Source organism: Bradyrhizobium sp. S3.3.6 (genome assembly GCF_040546905.1).
Taxonomy (GTDB): Bacteria; Pseudomonadota; Alphaproteobacteria; order Rhizobiales; family Xanthobacteraceae; genus Bradyrhizobium; species Bradyrhizobium cytisi.
Genome location: NZ_JBEPOT010000008.1, coordinates 229457 through 250409, shown reverse-complemented (window position 1 = coordinate 250409; position 20953 = coordinate 229457). Strand labels below are relative to the sequence as shown.

Here is a 20953-nt window from a genome sequence, read left to right as displayed (position 1 = left end):
TGAAGAGCCGATCTACCTGAGCGTGAGACGTGCCACTCCCAGCGCAAGGTTGACGCCAATCTGACCTTCGACCGACAGCGGCTGCAGCGAAATCGTTCGATTGGATCCGCCGATAAGAACATTGGCGCCCAAACCAGGTCCAAACGACGCGTTGCCACTCGCGCCGACATATGTGCCTCGCAGCGAGCCATAGCCGACGTGGGAAGTTGGCGCGAAGACGCCCCAGAACAGCCGGCCGCCGCCGGTCACGCCGATGTCGAGGCCGAGCCGCCCTATCGTGCCGCTATACCTGTACTGGCGCCCGCTGTTTGAGCGAAACACACATCTTAGAGTTTGCCGCGAGCCGACGATCAGTCCGACCCGTGGGGCGGCATCGCAAGTCAGGCCTCCAGCCCGGACAGGCTGAACTTGTGCGAGCGCAGGTGTGGTGGTCGCAATTGCAGCCATGCACATGAGCACGGAAACGTAGATCTTTGACATGCTGAATCCTCGAGGTCTCAATGCGGATGGTGGCTAAAGAGCCGATCCGGCGGCTTCAATTGCGCGTTTCTTTGCCGTCCCGCGCGGGGACCCTTCTTCGCCGTCGTCCCTCGGCTCACGCCAAGTCTGTTGCACGCGCGGGGCCAGAAGTAGCGGCAGCAGCTCGAGCGGAAATAGCCCCCTAGCGGCAATACCGGCTTGAAACGGGGTGAGACCTTCCGCTCCGGGAGCGGTACCAGCACCGTCCGTGCCGCCAATAATAGCTATGCCAGCCGTGCCGACGAGCTCCGGCAATAGCACCTGCAGTTGCCCCTATGGCCGCGCCACGCCGACCACCAACGGCTCCGCCGATGATCGCGCCTGATACCGCGCCACGTCCGGCCTGCGCAGACGCATCGGTGACAGGTGTAGCTACGGCCACACCAAGTAAGAACAACAGACCCAGATATTTTTTCATTTTCGTACGCCCACTGTCGAGGCGTTTCGCCGTCTCTTGTGAAGTGGGGGAACCATACAGCAGGGGACCTCGCGCACTATCCCACAAAACCCTGAACGGACACGGAGGGTATATTGAGGTTGGATCCGTATGATGGCTCGAACTTCTTCGAGCCCTGTCTCCAGCAATAGTGGCCTTGCCGATCGTTCAAGGTCGCCTTGGGGTAAGGACGACCAGATCGGCTGGCCGCGGTGCCGCGACGCGGCCAATCGCTCTACCACCGCCAACCGCAAATACGGCGGCCGCGACGCCACTGGCAAACCCAGCGGCGTCTGCGTGGCGGAGGACCCCATCCCGGTGCGGGTCCCCAGCCCGGACCAGGCGGCGGTCCCCAAAACTGCGCTGGCGTGATCAAGTCGGAAGATGTGTTCGCCGGACCTGGACCGGGGGCTACCGGCATCGCTTCCGCTGTTCCAGTTGAGCGAAGACCGATCGCGCCCACTGTAGCGGCGGCAAGAGCACCTTGTGCCAGGCCAAGGAAAGTCCGGCGGCTGGGAGTGCTCATTGTCATTCTCCTCTTCTGGTTATTGTGGTCATGCAGTGTCTCTTGTCGAATGCAGTGCATGGAGCAGGCAGGCGAGTCCGTGAGAGATCAGGTCGACGCCAAGCAGGAACCCGAGTAGCCAGACGCTGGCAGCCGGGATGCCGAGTAAAATGAGAGTGCTCGCGGCCGGTCCGGCGCCACCCGACGCCAGCATCATCCAGCCGCTCTGCTGCCAATAGGCGAAGCTCAGAGTGCATCCTCCCGAACTCGGCCATCCGTTCAATCGGCTCGCCAGTGATGATAGCCGTGCATGGTCGGCATCGGCATCCGCTGAAACCCTCAGCGACCCGACAGGAATACTCCGGAGCTGCCGGACGACACTGCAGCGCTACTCGACCGATCGTCGTCCACGGGAGTCCAGCGTCAGGTTGGTCACACCTGCGGCGAGATTCAATCCGATCGCTCGCTCGATCGACACTGGCTGGAGCATGATCGTTCGGCGAGATCCACCGATAAGAACATTAGCACCCAAGCTCGGCCCTAGTGCGACATTCGCGCTGGCGCCAACATAGTTGCCGCGCAACGTGCCGGGACGGATGCGCGAGTTTCTTGCGAGAACGGCCCATGAAAGAGTTCCGGCACTGGTGGCACCGAGGTCGAGTCCCAGGCGCCTAATGCGCCCCACATAGGTGTATTGACGCGGCGGGTTTGTCGAACGAAACGCGCAGTTCAGCTCCTGCGCAGAACCGAGGATGAGCCCAATCCGCGGGCTGCTCATGCACAGCAGGCTGCCCACTCTGAAAGCCCTGGCATGCGCGGGTAGGGCGTTGGTGCAGATAACTGCCGTTGTGCCGATCACGGCAATAAGCCAGTTGAGTCGCATTTAGCCCTCCGGGTGGCTTCTGGTGGCGGGAGACCTGGTATTGGGACGGCGATCCCGGCGCAGCCAGAATGTTATACCGAGGCCGACCAGCAAGACGGCGCCGAGCAAGAAGAAGATGATCGATTGTTGCAGCCAGGATATCGCGGGAACCGCGATGCTCATTGCAAGGCCGAGGAAGGCAATTTGGGGCGATAGGAGGCTGACGCCCGCTAGGAATGTGCCAAGCGCAAGCAGCGTAAGAAGTACGAGGCTGATCGCCGGCGTCGGCAGCAATTGCTGGACGCCAGAGAGGAGCATGATGTTCATCGCGACGAGGACGGCGATCCAGTGCAGGGCCTGGGTCCAGATAAGCTGCCATCTCGTCTCCTTGCTGTCGAACTGCGGCCATTTGCTGATGACGCAGACGACGCCGATCGCGAGGGCCAGGAACTCCCAATAGCCAACGAGAGGCTGATGCGAAGCGTTGGTATAGGCGACGCCGGCAATGGCGAGTACGAGCGCAACAATGTAGGGAAGTTGTTGCCATAGAAAGTATGTCGTCCCCGAATTCGTCGGGGAAGAAGCCGCTGCGCCATCGAATTTCGGGGCACTATTGCTCATGGTCCACTCATTGTCGTCTGCTGACGCTCTGCCCGATCTCCGAGATAGTCCTCGACGTAGAATCTGATGATCGCGACTCGACCGATCGCGACCAAAGGCATGGCGAGTGCGATTCCCATGACGCCGAACAGTGCGCCCAGAAGAACGATTGCCACCAATGTCCATGCAGGTGGAGTTTCGATCGCCTGGCGCTGGATCAGTGGTCCTATGACATAACCCTCGACCGATTGAATGACGGTGTAAATGACGACAGCCCAGATGAGCGGAGAGGCGCCAAGCGGCATTGCAACGAGGGCAATCGGAATTGCGGCGACGATAGGCCCAAGATAGGGAATGAAATTCGACAATCCGGCCTGGAGCCCGAGCACGAATGGACCGGGCAGCCCGATCAGGTAGAGCGCGATCCAAACACACAACGTCATCAGGGTGATGCGGATCAGTTGTCCTACGAACCATAGCCGCAGGACGTTGCCCGCCTCATTCATCGTCGATCTTACGCGATCGCGATAGGACGGCTTGACGAGGACCACCAGGCTTTCACGATAGGTTGCCGGGTCGAGCGCGAACAGGATGCCGAGGAATGCAATGACGAGCGTGCCGGTCAGAAGCGTCGATGCGCGTCCAAGGACCAGCCGGGCATGACTGAGAAAACGTCCCTGGTCGGAAAGCAGCCACTGCGTAAGGTCACGTCCCCACTCGGGACCAAGCAGGTCGACACCATATGCGAGAAGATGCCTCTGAAGAACATCGATCTGCGTGTCCATCACTTTCAGCAAATTGCGCGTTTGCTCGGGCAGCTTGCCTGTGCCCCAGACGAAGCCAACGCTCAGCAAGCCGGAGAGAAGCAGAAGAACCAACGACAACCGCCAGGCTCGGTTGAATGGCAGAATATGCCCCAGGGCTCTCGCGGCCGAATCCAGGAAGGCCGCAAAAAGCACGCCCGCAAAGACAATCAGGAGGCTTGACGCTGTTTGCCACATCAGGACAAGAACAACGCACGCGGCGAGCAATGCGAGACCCGTCGCGAGCAAGCTGCGTGGCTTGAGAATTCCGTCGGGCCGAGGCGAGTGATCGCGACCCGCGCAATCGTCGATCTGCTGTTGTCCGATGTTTGAAGCGCTCATTTGGTGGGCCGGGCCGATCTACAATCTGGATCGGATCTAGGTTCGGACCCGGCGGCTACCATAATGCGGGTGTGCGCCGCCACGGTGACGCCAGTGGCGATGCTTCGTCGGATTGGTATTGGTGCTCGGCCCGGAAGTTCTTGGTGCCGATGCGCCGGTATCCTTTGGGGTCGACGCGCCCGTTTCGGTTGATTGTGCCAGCGACGGCCTTGATTGTGCGCTCGATATCAACACTCCGCCAATGAGGAGTGCACCGCAGACGATCAGGATCTTCATTTTGGTCTCCAAACAAGAAACGCGGACCAATGGGTCTATATCGACGTCGTTGCAACGGCGAGCCGGCTGACGCTGACGGCGATCACAAGCGGGAGCCGAATGCCCACCTCGTTCGCGAGACCGCATCCCTTCGCTCGCGCTCGGCCGGAGGGAGTGGCAACGTCCCAACGGCGCAGAGGCGCCGACGGCTCCGGGGCGAGGCGTCCGCGTAGATCAAACCGGAGCATAGAGCCGGCTATTCCGCTCGCACATCAGGGTTTCCCTGTAGAGAGCGGGTAGAAAATCGGTGGATGAGCCACGCGTGGGTGCCGTCCCGGACGTGCGAGGAGGATGTGCAACGCAGGCTATTGACGAAAAGTCGGGCGATCCCAACAACCTGTCGTTGGCCGGATGGAAGAATCCCCGTCCGCACGAGTAGGGTAATTAGCCTGACCTGACTCGGGAATCTTTCCGATGTTCCGATCAGGCCTTGAGGACTAGTCTCTCAGTCCTACTCATGGGATGAGGATGCAGGCGATGGCGAACTATGATCAGCACACGACGGCGTCCGGAGCGGGCGGCGAGCGCTTCGCGGTCGATGCGGGCCTTCGCGCTTATATGTTGCGGATCTATAACCAAATGGCGGCCGGTGTTGGCCTGACTGCCGTGGTCGCATGGCTAACGTACCAGCTCGTCGGACCCGCGCTTCTACAAAGCCCGCTGATGTGGGTTTTCGTGTTTGCGCCCCTGGTATTGGTCTTCTTCCTTAGCTCACGCATCAACTCGCTGTCGGTGTCGACCGCGCGGTGGCTGTTCTTGGCGTACGCGGCCTTGGTTGGCGTCTCGCTCTCGACGATTTTTCACATCTACACCGAGTCCTCGATTGCCCGGGTCTTCTTCATCACCGCTGCGACGTTCGGGGCGCTGAGCTTCTTCGGATATACGACCAGGCGCGATCTTTCCGGGGCCGGGACCTTTCTGTTCATGGGCTTGGTCGGGCTCATTATCGCCGGTCTGGTCAATCTTTTCCTGCAGTCCACTGCGCTCGATTGGCTGATCTCGGTCGTGGGTGTCGGTGTGTTTGCCGGATTGACTGCCTACGATACGCAACGGATCAAGGCGATGTATGAGAGCGGGGATGATGAAACGACGACAGGGCGTAAGGTGCAGATCGCCGCGCTATCGCTCTACCTCAATTTCATCAATCTATTCATGATGTTGCTGCGCCTTTCAGGCGGACGACGCTAGATGCGCGGCCGATGATGCCGCAAGGGCAGATCGGCACGAAGCCAAGATATTTGAGGACGTCAGGCGTGAGGTGTCCCAGAAGCTTGACCCCGAAGAGCGCGTGTCGGCCAATCGTTACTTCGTCGCCCCTAAGGGCTGACCAGCTTCTTGCGAACAGCATAGCGGATCAGCTCTGCCGTCGACGACATGCCGAGCTTGCGCATCGCAGCGGCGCGATGGGTCTCAACCGTCTTCACGCTGACCTTCAGGATCGTGCTGATCGATCTGTTGGTGTGGCCCTCCGCGATGAGCTGGACAATTCCCTGCTCACGTGAAGTCAGCACCCTGTCCGGCTTGTTGCGCTTGCTGACCTGGTAATCGTGGAGGAGCGTTTCAAGCAGGGTGTTGGTGAAGTAAGGTCTGCCATCGAGCAGCGCCTCAATTGCGGAGATCAGATGCTTTTTGGCGTCTGACTTGAAGAGCAGGCCGCGGACGCCGGCGAGGACAGCTTCGGTCAAGAAGTCCTCATTCTCATGCATTGTCAGAATAAGGACTTCGGTTTGCAGCCCAAGCGCCTTGAGTCGCCGGCTGACCTCGAGTCCGTTGATCAGGGGCATCGAATAATCAGCGATGACGATGTCCGGCCGCAATTCCGATGTCATCGTAACGGCTTCTTCGCCGTTAGTTGCTTCTCCGCTGATGGCCCAGTCAGAGCGCATCTCAATGATGGCTCGGAGCCCAGAACGCACAACCTCATGATCATCTGCGATCAAGATGCGTTTCACAGCGTCGTTCCCGTTTGCGGCGCTCCCGATCTGCCCGGTCATGATGGAAGCAACCGGCGGCGCAATCATCCGATTGTACCCGCCGCGCATCAAAGAGCTATCCTGCAAAACCCTTATGTTCGCTCGCGGTCTACCCCAAAAGGCAAAAAACCTCGGGGCTCTCGCGCAAACCGGACGAATTGCGGAGCCGACGTTAAGCGCATTTTCTTTGAACCGCAACTTGGCATAGCCGGGGGCTTGGACAGGCGCTTTCGCAATGGGGTATTCTTGGGGGCTCGCAAAGATCATCGAGGCGAGGCTGCCGGTCAATAGCGTTTCCGCGCATGATCCTCGGCACGCGGACTAGCAAATGATCTCCTGCAATATCCCGTTGCTGTAGCTCAGCGAGTATTCCTATCCTCAGCTCGGGGTTTCTTCCGATAGGGCAGGTGGAGGCGGGATGCTACGGTTCTTGCAGATAGGTCGTCTGACGGAGCGGATACAGAGTGCCGCAGCTGGAGATGATTTGGTGACGAGGTGCCATCTGCCGGGCTTCCGGCCGTTTAGCGCAGCCCTCCTTCAAGAACTGGCGGCGATCGGCGCGATCAATGCGTTCATTCTCGTCAAGCGTTACCAACGTCGATAAATGGGAGTTTTAGATGTCCGATCTGGTCGTCATTGTATATCCGTCTGAGGCAAAGGCAGAGGAAGTCCGCCAGCGTTTGCTGTCCCTGCAAAAAGAATACCTGATCAGCATCAATGATGCGGTGATCGCGGTTAAGGGGGCGGATGGCAGTGTGAAGCTCAACCAGCTGGTCAATACGACCGCGATCGGCGTGGCTCGTGGGAGCCTTTGGGGCTTGCTGATCGGAATGGTTTTTCTGAACCCATTGATTGGTGTGGCGGTCGGTGCTGCGTCGGGAGCACTCGGGGGAGCATTGGCCGATTTCGGTATCAATGACGCCTTCATGAAGGAGGTTTCTGGAAAGATCGATACCGGGAGCGCAGCCTTGTTCTTGTTGATCAAGAACATGACTGCGGACAAGGTTCTGCGAGAAATTCAGGACGCAGGTGGGGTGGTCCTGAAGACGTCCCTGGACGACACCAAGGAACAGAAGTTGCGGGACGCGCTCGCCAAGGCGGCAGCAAGCCCACCCGAAATGCCGCCGTCGGCCTAGAATGAGTTCGCTCAAAAGGGGGAGGCATTGTTGTCGCTACTTCTGAAAAAGCTGGCTGGTGTCGGGCTGTTGGTGATTGGCCTGCTCTTACTGGCCACCGGGCTGACGTTTTCATACCGCGATTTGACGGTGCTGGGGGCGGTGCTTCTGGTCGCGGGCGCAGCCTTGCTCGTTCTCAAAATCATCCGGCGAAATCGATCCCTGTCAAACACGTGACGGATCGTCGAGCGCATTGCACTCCTGGAAGATCGGAACCAGCGCGTTGATTCACCGTCTCTGGTTCGTCCGGAATAGTTCGTGTCGCTTCGCGGCCGCGAGCCGTGACACATTCAATCCGGCTGCTCGACGCCTCGCGAGCCACTTTTTCAATCGGCATGCGATGCATCCCGGTTGAAGGCATTGTTCAGAAAAATGCGAACGTCGTGCTGACGACCTATATCAACGCTACCTTGCCAGTAGCCAAGTCATAGACACCGCCAACCACACGCAACTGGTTTTTCGCAACGAGTTCTGTCAGGATCGGGCTCGCGTTCACCAGGCGTTTGACATTGTAACGGACATTCGCAATTGTTGCCTGCTCGACAAGATCGGTGCCAGCTTTCTTGACCGCTGGTTCAATTCCCGGCTTCATCGCAGTGACGAGCCCTGCGATATGGCCGGGCAGGTGATTGCCCTTCTGCAGGGCTTCCACGGTGGCCTTCACCGCACCGCACTCGGTGTGTCCCAGCACCATGATGAGCTTCGTTCCCAGAACCGCCGAGCCGAATTCAAGGCTGCCGAGGCCTTCATTTGTCACGAAGTTGCCGGCGACGCGGACCACGAAGAGATCACCTGGCCGTTGGTCAAAGGCCAGTTCCGGCGCAACGCGGGAGTCTGCGCACCCAAGGATCGAGGCGAAAGGGGCCTGCCCGCTCGCGGTGTTGGCCCGGTTCGCCGAGAAATCACGCTCGTTCGGCTGGTTTGCAGCGTAGCGAGCGTTACCATCCACCAGCAGCTTCAACGCCATGTCCGGCGTATCGGCGGCGCGCACCGGCTGAGCCTGAGCCGCGGGCGGAAGCAATGAGCCGCCGATCAGGGAGATCCCGGCCAATGCCAGGCTGCCTTGCATTAGCCGACGCCGTCCAATGGCTATATTCGCACATGCATCACACATACCCCTGCTCCTCCAAGATAAAGCAACCTTTGCCTGTCAAGCCGTCAACACGCGTTACAGCTCTGGATCAAAGCCGACGCGGCACAACCTTCGGTCATTTTGGGACGATATTCTTGTAAATGACCCCGTCCTTCATGATCACGATGAACTTGTTCGCGGGGTCCGCTACGAGACGGATGTCCTCCAGTGGATTGCCATCAACGAGCAGGACATCCGCCAGTGCTCCCTGCTCAATAACCCCCAGCTTGCCCGGATAGGGATTGCGTAGGCCTGACAGGGTAAGCAGCTCTCCGTTCGTCGAGGTTGCCATGATCAGCGCTTCAGCCGGCGTGAACCAGCGCGTCAGATCGACGATTCCCTGGCCCTGACGCTCGGCAAGCGCCTTCGAAAACAGGATGTCGGTGCCGAATGCAGTCTTGATCTTATACTTCTTGACGAAATTGTAGACCTGATTGGTCCCGTTCACGACCTGCATCATCTGTTGCTGTTGTGCGGGCGGAAGAACCGCAGCGCCGCCCAGATCGGTGAACGGTTGCGTGCTCAGCCAGATGCCTTTCTCCGCCATGAGGCGGGCGGTTGCTTCGTCCATCAGATGGCCATGTTCGATGACTTTCACGCCCGCTGCTATCGAACGCTGAATCGAGGCTGACGTGTAAGCGTGGGTGGCTACGTAGGTACCCCAATTGGAGGCCGCCTCGACGGCCGCTTTGAGTTCATCGTCAGTAAACGTGGTCACGTCGAGCGGACTGAAGGGGGACGCTACGCCTCCGCCGGCCGTCAGCTTGACCTGCGAGGCGCCCTGCATGAGCTGTTCCCGCGCTCGCTTCCGAACCTCGTCGGGGCTGTCCGCAATGATGCTTCCGCCGATCTCTTCGGCACGACTGAGGGGACCGCCGGGTGTTCTCGGCAAATCGACGAGTTCGCGGAAATCTCCGTGGCCTCCGGTGATTGTGATTATAGCGCCCGAAGGATAGATGCGCGGACCCGGGAGCACTCCCTCGTCAATCGCCCGTTTGAGGGAAAAGGTTGGGCCACCCATGTCCCGGACTGTCGTAAAGCCGCGCATAAGTGTTGCGGTTGCTTCCGCGCCGGCCAGGAGGGTGGTGTAGCCCAAATCGCTGGAGAGCAATTGAGCTGGCGTGGGCCGGACCAACATCGCATGCCAGTGCATGTCACTGAGACCGGGCATCAGGACGCGGCCGCCTCCGGGAATGATTTGGGTATCCGCTCGCCGATCGGCCGGGATCTGGTCTGTGGTAATGCGCTCAATGATGTTGCCGCGAACCAGGACGTTCGACGGAGCAGAAAGGGATGGGTTCTTCCCGTCAAAGATACGGACATTCTCGAAGATAGTGACTGCGGATCGCTCCTGCGCCCGCGCCACATCGAGGGACGGGGCCGAATACGCCAGGCAGACGGCGCTTGCGCAGATCAGTTTTCGCAACATTTTCTCGCCCTCATCAAATCAGCCGCAGCGCTTTAACCGTCCTAGCCACGGATGGCTCATAGAAGGGTAACGCCCTGCAAACCTCGTTCTATCCGGCGAAACCCTGGGCGCACGTGCGGGGCATCCCTATCCGCGGCTCAGGTAAAATGCCATCGGCTCGAAGCACGCCAACAGACATTCCGCGGCAGCCGTGCATGCGGAGAATCGAGTGGACGAAAATGATCATCAGCAGGTACCCGACCGCGCAGGCTCGAGAATCGTGCGTAGGGTGGACCGTTCCTGAGCTCACGGGATCAATGTGATCGTCGATCCAGCGGTTGATCGCGTGCGGCGCAATGGCGCCACTAACGTCACCTGATTTCCGCGATCGAGGCCTTGTTTGACGGCAGGCCCTGGTCATGCGCTCCGCAAGAAACTGGTCGCGTCCTGAACCGCGTTGACCGGCTAGTGGTTTTGACCTGCGCGTGGCGCATCCTTGCGGAGCATTTCCCGCATCTATGGCTCCGAACGATCCTTCTTGGTCTCGGTAACGGCCCGAGTTAACTGGGCCAAGAGATCGTCTGCAGCGGGAAGGCTCAGTTGCACATAAACCTGCTCCAAATCCGCATGCCCAGGCAACGCCACGTACATTATCAAATCCACGTTTTCACTGTGGGCCATCGCGGAGATATGGTCTACATGCGGGAGCAGATATGGCGAGTCGCCTTCGATCCTGATTTCAGTCGGCACTTACACCTCCTGTTGCCCGTGGTTTATGTCCATCGTATCGAGCGCGATACTTTCATCAGGATATAATACCCGCAATACGAAAACACTCGCGAGGTGTCCTGGATGGCGAGGAAGTGAATGCAGAAGACCACCCCTTACATCAACGGACACGCATGAAGGCGAATCCAAGCCTGTTAAATGCACGTGGTGAGCAACAGCGCTGGAGCGAAGGTAACGACGGTCGCGACGAGCGAGGTGATGAGCGTCCCGAGGACGGCCCAATGAAGAAACGCTCCGGTCGGACCGACATCAGAATCAGAGCCCGCGCGGCCAATTGCGCGCCACATCCAGCCCAGTACGAACAAATGTGCGAGGAGAGCGACGGCAAGCCATGACCGCAACGAGCCCGTCGACCAGGCAAACGCGCAGCCGATACCGTGTATCGCGTAGAGAGTAACCAGCGCACTGCACCAGGCGGCAAAGCCCGCCGCCAGCCACCACAATCGCCCTGGTGATATCGGCCGCTCGATCACGGTCGAGCCCCCAATACCGTCACGAGTGCGGGCAGTGCGAGAACGAGCCCCATTGCAATGGCTCCCGTAACGCAGGTGTAGTCCAGCCATAATCGCGTCAGCCGCAGATCCAGCACGCGCCGCGGCGAAATGAAGCCGGCACGGAGGCGCAGGGTGTTGCTGACAAGGAAGAGAAGGCCGACACCGGCATGTAAAATGACATAGCCAATAAGGGCTGCTGCAGTCGCTCCGAGTGCATGCTCGCGCGGATGAGGCACAATGTCTGCAATTTGCCCGACGGCTGCGGCGATGGCTGCGAGGAGTGCCAGCACGGCAAGACCAATCCAGCCGCTCGCTGGGCTGCCGGTGGTGGCCGCTCGCAGCGATCCACGTGACGCCGCAGCGGCTGCCGCGAGCGCCGCGACGGCGCCGATGGCGAGCGTACGGCTTGGCTCGGGTGTGACCGCCGCGGTCCAATTCGGCGCAGAGATCCAGAGATAGAAAGTTCCGAACAGCAGCGATGTAAACAACGTGCCATCGGCGACCAGCGTGCAGATCAACGCCAGCCACGACGGCGCGTCGGCCACCTCGGTATGCGGCGGCACACTGACACCGCGGCCGACAGGTAGCGGACCGTAGTCTCGGGCGAGACCGGCGCTCTGCCCGGCGTACACGAACAAGCCGGCGGTCACGAGCGCAAAGGCAAGCGACAGCAGATAGAATTTGAACAGCATGGCCAGAACCGCGGCGGCGGTCACGAGTGCGGTGTAAAGCGGAAGATAGGTCGGGCTCGGCAACACGATCAGTTGGTCCGGCACGCCGGATGTCTTATGCACGCCCAGCGTCTCCTGCCATCCGTTGCGTGCGAAGCCGAGATAGCCTTCGCCGCGCGCCAGTGACAGCGCGAGATCGCTTGCCGCGGTCGAATCGGTTCGAGTTGCGCCAAAATCCGGGATCGACGCGAATGCATATGGCGCCGGCGGGATCGGCATCGCCCATTCCAGCGTCGTCGACTCCCAGGGGTTGCGCCGCACACGCTTTCCGTAACGCAGTTGGACAAACAGGTCGATTACCACCAGCGCAAAGCCGATCGTCATGATGAAGCCGCCGATCGAAGATAGCAGATTGAGCCAATTCCAGCCTTCGTCGCCGGAATAAGTATAGATTCGACGGGGCATGCCGCGGAGTCCGGTCAGGTGCATCATAAAGAAAGTCATGTTGAATCCAATGAAGACCAGCCAGAACGCCGGTACCGAAAGTCGATGCACGGCGGTGCGACCGGTCAGCAATGGCATCCAGTAGTAGAACGCTGCAAGCATCGGGAAGGCGAGCGCGCCGGCCACCACGTAATGCATGTGGGCGACGACGAAATAAGTATCGTGGGCCTGCCAGTCGAACGGAACCATGGCGAGCATGACTCCGGTCAGGCCGCCCATCACGAAGATGAAGAAGAAGCCGAACACATAGAGCATCGGCACGTCCCAGCGCGGCCGACCGTGCGCCAGTGTGGCAAGCCAGGCGAAGACCTGCACCGCTGTCGGGACCGCGACGATCGCCGAACCTGCGGAGAAAAAGGCGAGCGCGAGGTGCGGAATGCCGACGGTAAACATGTGGTGCACCCAGATGCCAAAGCTCAGAAAGGCGAGCGCGATGATAGCAACGACAATCGCCCGATAGCCGACCAGCGGCCGGTTCGCAAAGACAGGGATGATCGTCGATAGCACGCCGGCCATCGGCAGAAATATGATATAAACATCGGGATGGCCGAACAGCCAGAACAGATGTTGCCATAGTAGCGCATCCCCACCACGCGTCGGGTCGAAGAATGGCAGACCGAAGGCGCGTTCCACTTCAAGCAGGATCGAGCCGAGGATCAGTGGCGGAAAGGCGACGATCATCATCATCGCCGTCACCAGGATGTACCAGGCGAATATCGGCATCCGGTCGAGCGACATGCCAGGCGCGCGCATCTTCAAGATCGAGACCACGATTTCCATCGCAAGCGACAGCGCGGAGATCTCAACGAAGGTTACACCAAGCAACCATACGTCCGAATTTATGCCGGGCGTAAAGACGTTCGAACTCAGCGGCGTGTACATGAACCAGCCGCTATTGGGAGCGACTCCAGCGACCAACGCTACCGTCAGGATGGTGCCCCCGAACAGGTAACACCAGTAGCCATAGGCCGTCAGTCGCGGGAAGGCGAAGTCTCGGGTGCCAAGAATCTTCGGCGTCAGATAAACTGCAAAGCTCTCCACCATGGGAATGGCGAACAGGAACAACATCATTGACCCATGCATGGTGAAAACCTGGTTGTAGGTCTCCGGAGCCATGAATGGGGAGTTGGGAGTCGCGAGTTGAACCCGTGTCAGCATCCCGAGCACGCCGGCGATCGCAAAAAACACGAAAGACGTGATCATCATCCGCATGCCGATGATGGAATGGTTGACGGCAGCAAGGCGTTGAAGCCCTGACCCCGTTGCCCAGATCGCGGAGAGCTGGCGATGCAGCTGCAATGCCGGTGTGCCCTGCGACAGAGGGCCGATGGGTTCACTCATTTCTTCTCGGACCCTTCTGCAGCGGCCGCCCGCGCAAGTGCTGCGGAGAACTCCTCCGGGCGATCGACGATGACATCGAAGCGCATCCCTGCGTGACCGAGGCCGCAAAATTCGTTGCACTGGCCGGCGTACCGGCCGGGTTGATCGGCCTGAATGCGCAGGCGGTTCACGTGCCCCGGCACCGCGTCGATTTTGCCGGCAAAGCGGGGAATCCAGAACGCATGGATAACGTCCAGGCTGGAAACCAGGATGTCGATTGGTGTGCCGGCGGGCACATGCAAGACGTTCCGCGTCTCCACTCCACCATGATCGGGATAGCGGAACGTCCAGATCCACCGGCGCGCCACGGCTTCTATCCGTGGCGGCGTGTGTCCGGGTAATGGCAGGAGACTCTCGCCGGCGATCAAGGCACAGGCGACAAGCGGTATCAGCACGACGCCCGGCAGAACCAACCCGCCGAGCACCAGCCAGCGTCCTGGCGATACACCCGCGCCCCAGCCTGGACGCCAGATCACGAGCAGGAAGAGCGTCATCACCAACGCAAAGAGAACGCTCGCGCCGGTCAGCATCACCCACCAGAGCGTGGCGATCGAAGCGCCAGCCGGTCCCGAGGGATCCAGCGTCGATAGCGGGCCCGTGCAGCCGGAGAGGGTTGGCAGCATTCCGAGTTGGACAGACAGCCGCATTAGATTACGATCCGAGCCCGAACGATGTTGTTTCCACCGTGAAGGAAGCGAACGATGACAGAGCGAGACGATTTCACGACCCAGCCTCACAGTGCGGTCATGCTGGATTTGCTTCGGCTGGATGTTGGATCCGCGGTGGCATTGGTCGGGCACCCGATCCACGTCATGATGGTGCATTTCCCGATCGCATTCGTGATCGGGACGCTCGGTGTCGACGTATTCTATTGGTGGTCGGGAGATGCCTTCTGGGTGCGCGTCGGCCTTTGGTCGACGGGCATGGCTTTCTGGAGCGGCGTGGCCGCTAGCATCGTCGGCACCGGAGAATTGTTGCTGGTGCGCGGTATCCGGCTTCTTGAAGCGAGCTGGTCCCATGCCGTGGCGGCAATGACTCTCGTTGCGATCGCCGGAGCCAATTGGGGGCTGCGTCTCGTCGATACTCAATCGATCTTGCCGCATGGCCTCGCTCTCTCGGCTCTTGCATCGGTGATGGTCGGCTTTGCCGGCTGGCACGGGGGCAAGCTCGTGTTTGATCATGGCGTCGGCATTCTGGTCTCGCCGAGGAATTGATGCACCCAACGCCCGAGTCCGCCAGGCTCGAACAGATGCGCGGCGATCTGGTTGGAATCAATGTGCGGCTTGGCCAGCACGATCCAGAGAATTGCGGCGATCAACGCAATGTAAGCGCTCATGAGTGACACGTAGGAGAGCTTGGTGAACTTTCCTTGGGGAAAGAACAACTGCATGAGGATCAGGCCGGCGACGACGTGCAGCATCGCCATGATTCCCACCAACACCATCTTCAGCGAAAACCATTCCGCGAAGGTCGCCTGCAGGAAGATCAGTGCCGTTCCACTGCCGATGGCGACAAATGCCGCAGGGGAGGCCAGCTCGACATAGACCAGCCGCGTGACGCGGTGCAACCGGTCGAGATCCAGGCCGGCCTCAAGCGTCCGGCGTTGCCAAAACAGGAAAGGCAGTGCGATCAAGCCGCCTGACCAGAGCGCGATCGCACCTAGATGCACGAATTTCAAGAAGGTTGTCACAGGGCCGGTTCGCTCGATCTCAAGCTGGACCACGCAATCCAGACTCCTACACCCAGATAAGGCAGCATCGCAGGGACCCACATCAGGAGGCCCGCCAGTTGTTGATCCGCAAGCGGCGCGAGCCCCCAACTTGCCGTGCTCGCCAGATGTACGAGATAGAGCGGCCTGGGCGCGAAAACGATCAGCGCACCGAGAAGGCCCATCTGTCCGATGGTACCTAGCAACGCAATGAGCGCGGGACCGGATGGCGACGGCACCAGGATCGCCCGCCACAATAACCAGGCACTTCCGAGAAGCGTAATCTGCATCAGCCAATAGGCCGGTACGCTGGCAAGGCCCCAAGTATAGAGCCCCGGGGTGTGCCAGAGCCAGAGGATGACCGCGTGTGCAGCGACGAGCACGACGATTGGCAACGAGCCCGCTCGCCGTTGCGGAAAAGCCAGAGCCAGAAGCGGCGCTACTGCGGCGATCAGCAGCACATGGTGCAGTATCCGGACTGAAAACAACGCCGACGACATCGCGCAGAGCGGCGAGACAAAGATGAGCAGCATCAACCCGATCGCCCCGAAACCAGCTCGGACGTCGGAGGATCGACCGCGGCCAACCACGATCGCCAAGGCAACAAGCATGGCAATTAGCAACGGATCCAGGTTCCAGCGCGTCCAGAGGTCGTCCGGAAGTGCGGCGGGGCCACAATAGGCGATCATGGAGTCCGGCATGGCACCCCGGGGAATGAGGGTTCGCTGCCGCGAACAATGCTCATTCAAGATAAGGAACTTAGCAGATCGGAACGAGAGAGAAAAGCAGAGTGCTCGTCGGCGAGTCGGACATGCCGCAATGCGAGAGACCGGACACATCGTTCAAGTCGTTCGAACCGACATCTTACCGGCGAAGACCCGATCCGAAAATCAGTAGTTGTCCTTGAACGATCGGCTGTTGTTCCCGAGGGGATATCCGCTGGCCGTGATGGTAAAGTTCGAACGCGATCGCGTCGAAGGGGATGGATTCATGCAGCTTCTCTACGGCCTGCGCGGGGCTGTCTGGCTCCTTGTCTATCTGCTGTTCATTCTCGCTCCCTTGTTCGCGCTCCTGGCGGGCTCGCATCCCCCGTTGCGCGATTTTTGGACGGAGCTTTCGGTCGCTTTCGGCTATTCCGGCCTTGCGATGATGGGTCTGCAGTTCGGCCTCACCGCGCGCTTCCGCTACGTCACCGAACCGTGGGGCGAAGACGTCATCTATCATTTTCATCGTCAGATATCGCTCGTTGCGGCGGGTCTGGTCGTTGCGCATCCGATCATTCTCGTCGCGGTTCAGCCGCAGTTGCTTGCGCCGTCCAATATGCTTGAAGCGCCGTTGACCGCTCACTTCGCTCTCGTATCGATTGCCTGTGTGATCGCGCTGGTCGTAACGGCCCTTTGGCGTGTGTCATTAAAGATTTCGTACGAGAAATGGCATCTTATCCATGTCGTGCTGGCGGTCGTCGCCATCATTGCCGGCATTGTGCACATGGTTGGGTCGAGCTTCTACCTCGTTGATCCCTGGAAACGGTCGCTGTGGATCGGCCTGACGGTCTTTTGGATCGGATTGCTGTTCTATGTGCGCATCGTCAAGCCGCTCTTCATGCTGCGTCGGCCGTATCGCGTTGCGGAAGTACGAAAGGAACGCGGTGACACCTTTACATTGGTGATGCAGCCGGACAGGCACCCTGGCTTTCGGTTCAGTCCGGGCCAATTCGGCTGGTTGACGCTGTGGGAGAGCCCGTTCGCCATTACGGCGCATCCGTTTTCATTCTCCTCCAGCGCCCAGGCGGCGGATGGGTGCGTCGAGATGACGATCAGAAACCTGGGGGATTTTACCCGCAATATACACAAGGTCCCGGCCGGTCAGCGCGTGTATCTCGACGGCCCCTACGGCGCATTCACGATTGGCAACCCGGCGGACATGCACGTGCTTGTCGCCGGCGGCATCGGCGTAACACCAATGATGAGCATGATACGCACGCTTGCCGACCGGGAGGACCCGCGCCCCGTCGTCCTACTCTACGGTGTTCAGGACTGGGCATCGATCACCTTTAGGGAGGAGCTCGAAGAGCTGAAGGTGCGACTCAGGCTGACAGTCGTCTACGTGCTTTCAAGGCCACCAGATGGCTGGACCGGCGAAACCGGTTTTATCAATGCGGAAATGTTCAAGCGTTATTTGACACCGCCATATGCCGATCATGAATATTTTATCTGTGGGCCAAACATCATGATGGATGCGATCGAAAAAGCGCTCGGCGAGATGAACGTGCCGATGTCGAAGTATCATTCTGAACGCTACAGCTTCGTGTAGGGGGATTCCCAATGCGCCGTTTGTTTGCAGACCGGTTGGTCCTGGCCACGGGGGTGATCGTGATCATGACGTCGATCTTGTTCGCGCTCTTGCGCATTGCGGGGTAAGGCCAAAGCACGACGCGATTGGCAGCGCATTGGCGAGTGGATTTTCCTCCGTTTTGAAAGCAGGATCATGAGCGCTCACGCGATCGAACTTCTGGGCATTTCGGCCGCTCTCGGCTTACTCATCATCCTCGCCTTTCGGGGCTTCACACTGCTGTTGGCGGCGCCCGCAGCGGCGATGCTGGCGGCTGCTTTTTCGGGAGAGCCGCTGCTCGCCAAATGGACGTTGACGTTCATGCAAGGAACAGCGGGTTTTATCCGGAATTTCTTTCCGCTGTTCCTGCTGGGCGGCGTGTTTGGCAAACTCATGGATGATAGCGGCGCGGCGCTCTCCATCGCTCGCGCCATAACCGCTTGGCTGGGCGAAAGCCGTGCGATCATGGCAGTCGTGTTGGCCTGTGCCGTGCTCACCTACGGCGGCGTCAGCCTGTTCGTCGTAGCCTTCGCCGTATTCCCCGTGGCGAGTGCGCTATTCCGGCAGGCGAAGGTCCCGCATCGATTGATCCCGCCCGCAATCGCGCTTGGGGCCTTTACCTTCACGATGACGGCTTTGCCCGGTACCCCGGCGATCCAGAACGCTATCCCCATGGCGTATTTCGGCACAACGCTCTTTGCGGCGCCTGGTCTCGGCATCCTGGCCTCCGCGATCATCCTGGGCTTCGGACTTTGGTGGTTGCGCGTGATGGAGCGACGCGCGCGAAGCGCAGGTGAGGGCTATGACGCCGAAGCTCACATACCTGCCGACGAACACTTCGTGCGCTCGCGAGCCGCAAGCGCCGACAATTTTGACCCTGGCGAATTGACTCACGGCTATCGAAGCGAGCTGTTGCCCTCTTTTGCGCTCGCGGCGACGCCAATCGTCATCGTGCTGGCGGTCAATCTTGTCATGAGCATGGTGGTGCTACCGCGAATATATACGGGCTTTCTGGCTGAGCCGCGGTTCGGCGAAACCTCACTCTCCGCGGTGAGCGGGGTCTGGTCCGTCGTGACGGCGCTGGCCTTCGCCTCACTGATTCTTGTGCTGATCTTGCGCAAAAATTTGCCGGAGCTGCGGGCAACTCTCGATGCTGGCGCCAATGCCTCCGTGCTGCCGGCACTCAACACGGCCAGCCTGGTGGGCTTCGGTGCCGTGGTTGCGGCGTTGCCCGCTTTTACCGTAGTTCGCGACGGATTTCTCGCGGTGCCCGGTGGCCCGCTCGTGTCGATTGCAGTCGCTGCCAATGTGATGGGTGGAATCACCGGCTCGGCTTCGGGGGGATTGATCATTACGCTGAACGCGCTGGGTGAAACCTATGCCCATCTCGCCGCGGCGATCGGCATCGCGCCTGAGCTAATGCATCGCGTCGCCGCCATCAGCTCAGGTGCGCTTGCCATGCTCCCGCACAATGGCGCGGTCGTCACTCTACTGGCGATCTGCGACGCGACACAACGCGGAAGCTACCGCGAGATCATGGTGGTGGGATTGGTGGGGCCGTTGATTGCGTTGACGGCTGTCATTGCGCTCGGGAAGCTATTTGGGGCATTTTAGGCGATCCCTCTGAGCGTCTCAGGCGCGCCCAAGTAGACCAAGAGGAAAATACCCAGGTGGCGGCATTCACTGCATCGTAAGCGGGAATAGCGAAACGTCCGGCTCTCGCGCGCACCTCGAACGTGCCGCCGACGTCATGACTATCTTTGCTCGGTTTGGACCGGTGGTGTCGGATGTAGAAGATCCGAGCCAGCTATCGGTTGAGCAGGGCGCTTCTCAACGGATGGAGAATGTCCGAAATGGGAGCTATAAGCCCTCGAGAAACTGGAATAGCCTTCATAGCCGATCCGTCGTGCGACTTCGCTGATCGACAATTGTCCGTCTTGTAGCATCAGACGCGCTTCCTCCATGCGAAGCAAGTGACCATAGACGTGGGGTGTCGCGCCAAATGCTTCGCGAAATCCTTCTGTGAGGTCATTTCGATTCAGGCCGACGCGCATCGCGAGTTGCTCGATCGTGGGAGCATTGAATATTTCCCTTCGATAAATCGTCGCTGCCGCTTCGATCGCCACTCTTTTGCTCTGGCTGGCAGGCGGGCGACGCATTTGCGGGACCCAACCATTGATCTGCGCTACGACTTCGCAAATGATTTCGATCGCTTTTGCATTCAAATAGAGATGTCTCAATGGCTCATGGTGTTTCCAGGATAATATTTGGTCCGCCGCTACCATGACGTCGGGATTTGCCGGCAGCGTGAGGGCTGACGGACTCCCGGCTCCGGAATTGAATATCGGTCGATAGACAGCCGGGACGCGATCGACATTCAGCTTGAAATGATCGATGAGATATTCGCGCTTACACGCAATCAGAACGCCACGCAGCTTTGCTCCTGCCGTCGTATCCGAGAATGACAAGGGTGCATTGGTGATATCGATAGTTGCCGGTTTCACTGGGGCGACATGATCATCGATCCAGCGATTATACGTTCCGCCAACTGAAATCTGAATGCAAACGTAGTCCGGCCGCGTTATCCTGAGGCTATAGGTTGTGCCCGCCTCAAAGTGCATCACGTGGAGGAATGTGGCGTCGTCAACGCGGCGATATCCATGCTCTTTGGTCTTGAAGAGATTTTCGGTCGGGCCCAGCATCTCGCTGCTACGGACAAAGTTACGCCCGCGAAGCTGATCCTCAATGACTCTGAAATCGATATCCAGGGACCTGTGCATGCAACGGTGCCGCCTACTGATCGCCAACAGCCACTAGATCAGCCAGATTGTCCAAACACCCATTTGCTACCTTATCGTGCTACCTTGCGCACTTCAATTGCCATCGCGATCACGATTGTTCCCAGCCTGTTTTGGTCCAATCGGGCGCCCGCCTGATCGCCGAGAAGGCCAGTTGCGCCAATAACTTGCGGGAATCTTTCAACGCTAAGCAACGCGAAGATGGCAT

General features: G+C 59.5%; 20 protein-coding genes. 6 read left to right on the top strand and 14 right to left on the bottom strand.

Annotation, left to right across the window (positions count from 1 at the left end; all coding sequences use genetic code 11):
* Positions 1 to 12 precede the first annotated feature (12 nt).
* The 5 genes from ABID59_RS23685 to ABID59_RS23670 all read right to left on the bottom strand — a co-directional run bounded on the left by ABID59_RS23685 (position 13) and on the right by ABID59_RS23670 (position 4067).
* Positions 13 to 480, bottom strand: a complete 468-nt coding sequence (locus ABID59_RS23685) for a DUF992 domain-containing protein (RefSeq protein WP_354084973.1) — start codon at positions 478 to 480, stop codon at positions 13 to 15.
* 181 nt (positions 481 to 661) lie between these two features.
* Entirely contained in the window at positions 662 to 937 is a 276-nt protein-coding gene (locus ABID59_RS37460; RefSeq protein ID WP_502916824.1) for a YMGG-like glycine zipper-containing protein, read from the bottom strand.
* A gap of 911 nt (positions 938 to 1848) precedes the next feature.
* Positions 1849 to 2343: a DUF992 domain-containing protein gene (locus tag ABID59_RS23680; protein ID WP_354084972.1), complete on the bottom strand. Its 495-nt coding sequence runs from the start codon at positions 2341 to 2343 to the stop codon at positions 1849 to 1851.
* Positions 2344 to 2943, bottom strand: coding sequence for a hypothetical protein (locus ABID59_RS23675; protein ID WP_354084971.1), 600 nt, complete (start codon positions 2941 to 2943; stop codon positions 2344 to 2346).
* Entirely contained in the window at positions 2940 to 4067 is a 1128-nt protein-coding gene (locus tag ABID59_RS23670; RefSeq protein WP_354084970.1) for an AI-2E family transporter, read from the bottom strand. The genes ABID59_RS23675 and ABID59_RS23670 overlap by 4 nt, the downstream gene beginning before the upstream one ends.
* A 792-nt stretch (positions 4068 to 4859) precedes the next feature.
* On the opposite strand from ABID59_RS23670, the gene ABID59_RS23665 reads away from it, so the two are divergent.
* The gene (locus ABID59_RS23665; RefSeq protein WP_354084969.1) at positions 4860 to 5570 is read left to right on the top strand and encodes a Bax inhibitor-1/YccA family protein; all 711 of its coding nucleotides are present in this window, start codon (positions 4860 to 4862) and stop codon (positions 5568 to 5570) included.
* 128 nt (positions 5571 to 5698) lie between these two features.
* On the opposite strand, the gene ABID59_RS23660 is transcribed toward ABID59_RS23665, so the two are convergent.
* Positions 5699 to 6334 (bottom strand): response regulator, encoded by a 636-nt coding sequence (locus tag ABID59_RS23660; RefSeq protein ID WP_354085048.1) that lies wholly within the window; start codon positions 6332 to 6334, stop codon positions 5699 to 5701.
* 638 nt (positions 6335 to 6972) lie between these two features.
* Here ABID59_RS23660 and ABID59_RS23655 point away from each other — a divergent pair.
* Entirely contained in the window at positions 6973 to 7491 is a 519-nt protein-coding gene (locus ABID59_RS23655) for a DUF1269 domain-containing protein (protein ID WP_354084968.1), read from the top strand.
* Between the two features lie 30 nt (positions 7492 to 7521).
* Entirely contained in the window at positions 7522 to 7707 is a 186-nt protein-coding gene (locus tag ABID59_RS23650) for a hypothetical protein (protein ID WP_354084967.1), read from the top strand.
* Between the two features lie 217 nt (positions 7708 to 7924).
* Here the strand turns inward: ABID59_RS23650 and ABID59_RS23645 are convergent, their stop codons facing one another.
* The 5 genes from ABID59_RS23645 to coxB all read right to left on the bottom strand — a co-directional run bounded on the left by ABID59_RS23645 (position 7925) and on the right by coxB (position 14555).
* Positions 7925 to 8644, bottom strand: coding sequence for a carbonic anhydrase (locus ABID59_RS23645; RefSeq protein ID WP_354084966.1), 720 nt, complete (start codon positions 8642 to 8644; stop codon positions 7925 to 7927).
* 94 nt (positions 8645 to 8738) lie between these two features.
* The gene (locus ABID59_RS23640; protein WP_354084965.1) at positions 8739 to 10091 is read right to left on the bottom strand and encodes a metal-dependent hydrolase family protein; all 1353 of its coding nucleotides are present in this window, start codon (positions 10089 to 10091) and stop codon (positions 8739 to 8741) included.
* Positions 10092 to 10586: 495 nt separating this feature from the next.
* Entirely contained in the window at positions 10587 to 10820 is a 234-nt protein-coding gene (locus tag ABID59_RS23635) for a hypothetical protein (RefSeq protein WP_354084964.1), read from the bottom strand.
* Positions 10821 to 11328: 508 nt separating this feature from the next.
* On the bottom strand, positions 11329 to 13869 hold the full coding sequence (gene ctaD, locus ABID59_RS23630; RefSeq protein WP_354085047.1) for a cytochrome c oxidase subunit I: 2541 nt from the start codon (positions 13867 to 13869) through the stop codon (positions 11329 to 11331).
* Positions 13866 to 14555 (bottom strand): cytochrome c oxidase subunit II, encoded by a 690-nt coding sequence (gene coxB, locus ABID59_RS23625; protein WP_354084963.1) that lies wholly within the window; start codon positions 14553 to 14555, stop codon positions 13866 to 13868. Before coxB ends, ctaD begins: the two co-directional genes overlap by 4 nt.
* A gap of 99 nt (positions 14556 to 14654) precedes the next feature.
* On the opposite strand from coxB, the gene ABID59_RS23620 reads away from it, so the two are divergent.
* On the top strand, positions 14655 to 15122 hold the full coding sequence (locus ABID59_RS23620) for a DUF2231 domain-containing protein (RefSeq protein WP_354085046.1): 468 nt from the start codon (positions 14655 to 14657) through the stop codon (positions 15120 to 15122).
* Here the strand turns inward: ABID59_RS23620 and ABID59_RS23615 are convergent.
* Both ABID59_RS23615 and ABID59_RS23610 read right to left on the bottom strand, forming a co-directional pair.
* Complete coding sequence (locus ABID59_RS23615) at positions 15086 to 15586, bottom strand: hypothetical protein (protein WP_354084962.1); 501 nt, start codon at positions 15584 to 15586, stop codon at positions 15086 to 15088. The two genes, ABID59_RS23620 and ABID59_RS23615, sit on opposite strands and share 37 nt — an antisense overlap.
* An 8-nt stretch (positions 15587 to 15594) precedes the next feature.
* Positions 15595 to 16317, bottom strand: a complete 723-nt coding sequence (locus ABID59_RS23610) for a cytochrome c oxidase assembly protein (protein WP_354084961.1) — start codon at positions 16315 to 16317, stop codon at positions 15595 to 15597.
* A 202-nt stretch (positions 16318 to 16519) separates the two neighbouring features.
* Between ABID59_RS23610 and ABID59_RS23605 the strand changes: the two genes are divergently transcribed.
* Positions 16520 to 17929: a ferredoxin reductase family protein gene (locus ABID59_RS23605; RefSeq protein WP_354084960.1), complete on the top strand. Its 1410-nt coding sequence runs from the start codon at positions 16520 to 16522 to the stop codon at positions 17927 to 17929.
* A gap of 189 nt (positions 17930 to 18118) precedes the next feature.
* Positions 18119 to 19561 (top strand): GntP family permease, encoded by a 1443-nt coding sequence (locus tag ABID59_RS23600; protein WP_354085045.1) that lies wholly within the window; start codon positions 18119 to 18121, stop codon positions 19559 to 19561.
* A 140-nt stretch (positions 19562 to 19701) separates the two neighbouring features.
* Here ABID59_RS23600 and ABID59_RS23595 read toward each other — a convergent pair whose 3' ends face one another.
* Positions 19702 to 20727, bottom strand: coding sequence for a helix-turn-helix domain-containing protein (locus ABID59_RS23595; protein WP_354084959.1), 1026 nt, complete (start codon positions 20725 to 20727; stop codon positions 19702 to 19704).
* Positions 20728 to 20953 lie beyond the last annotated feature (226 nt).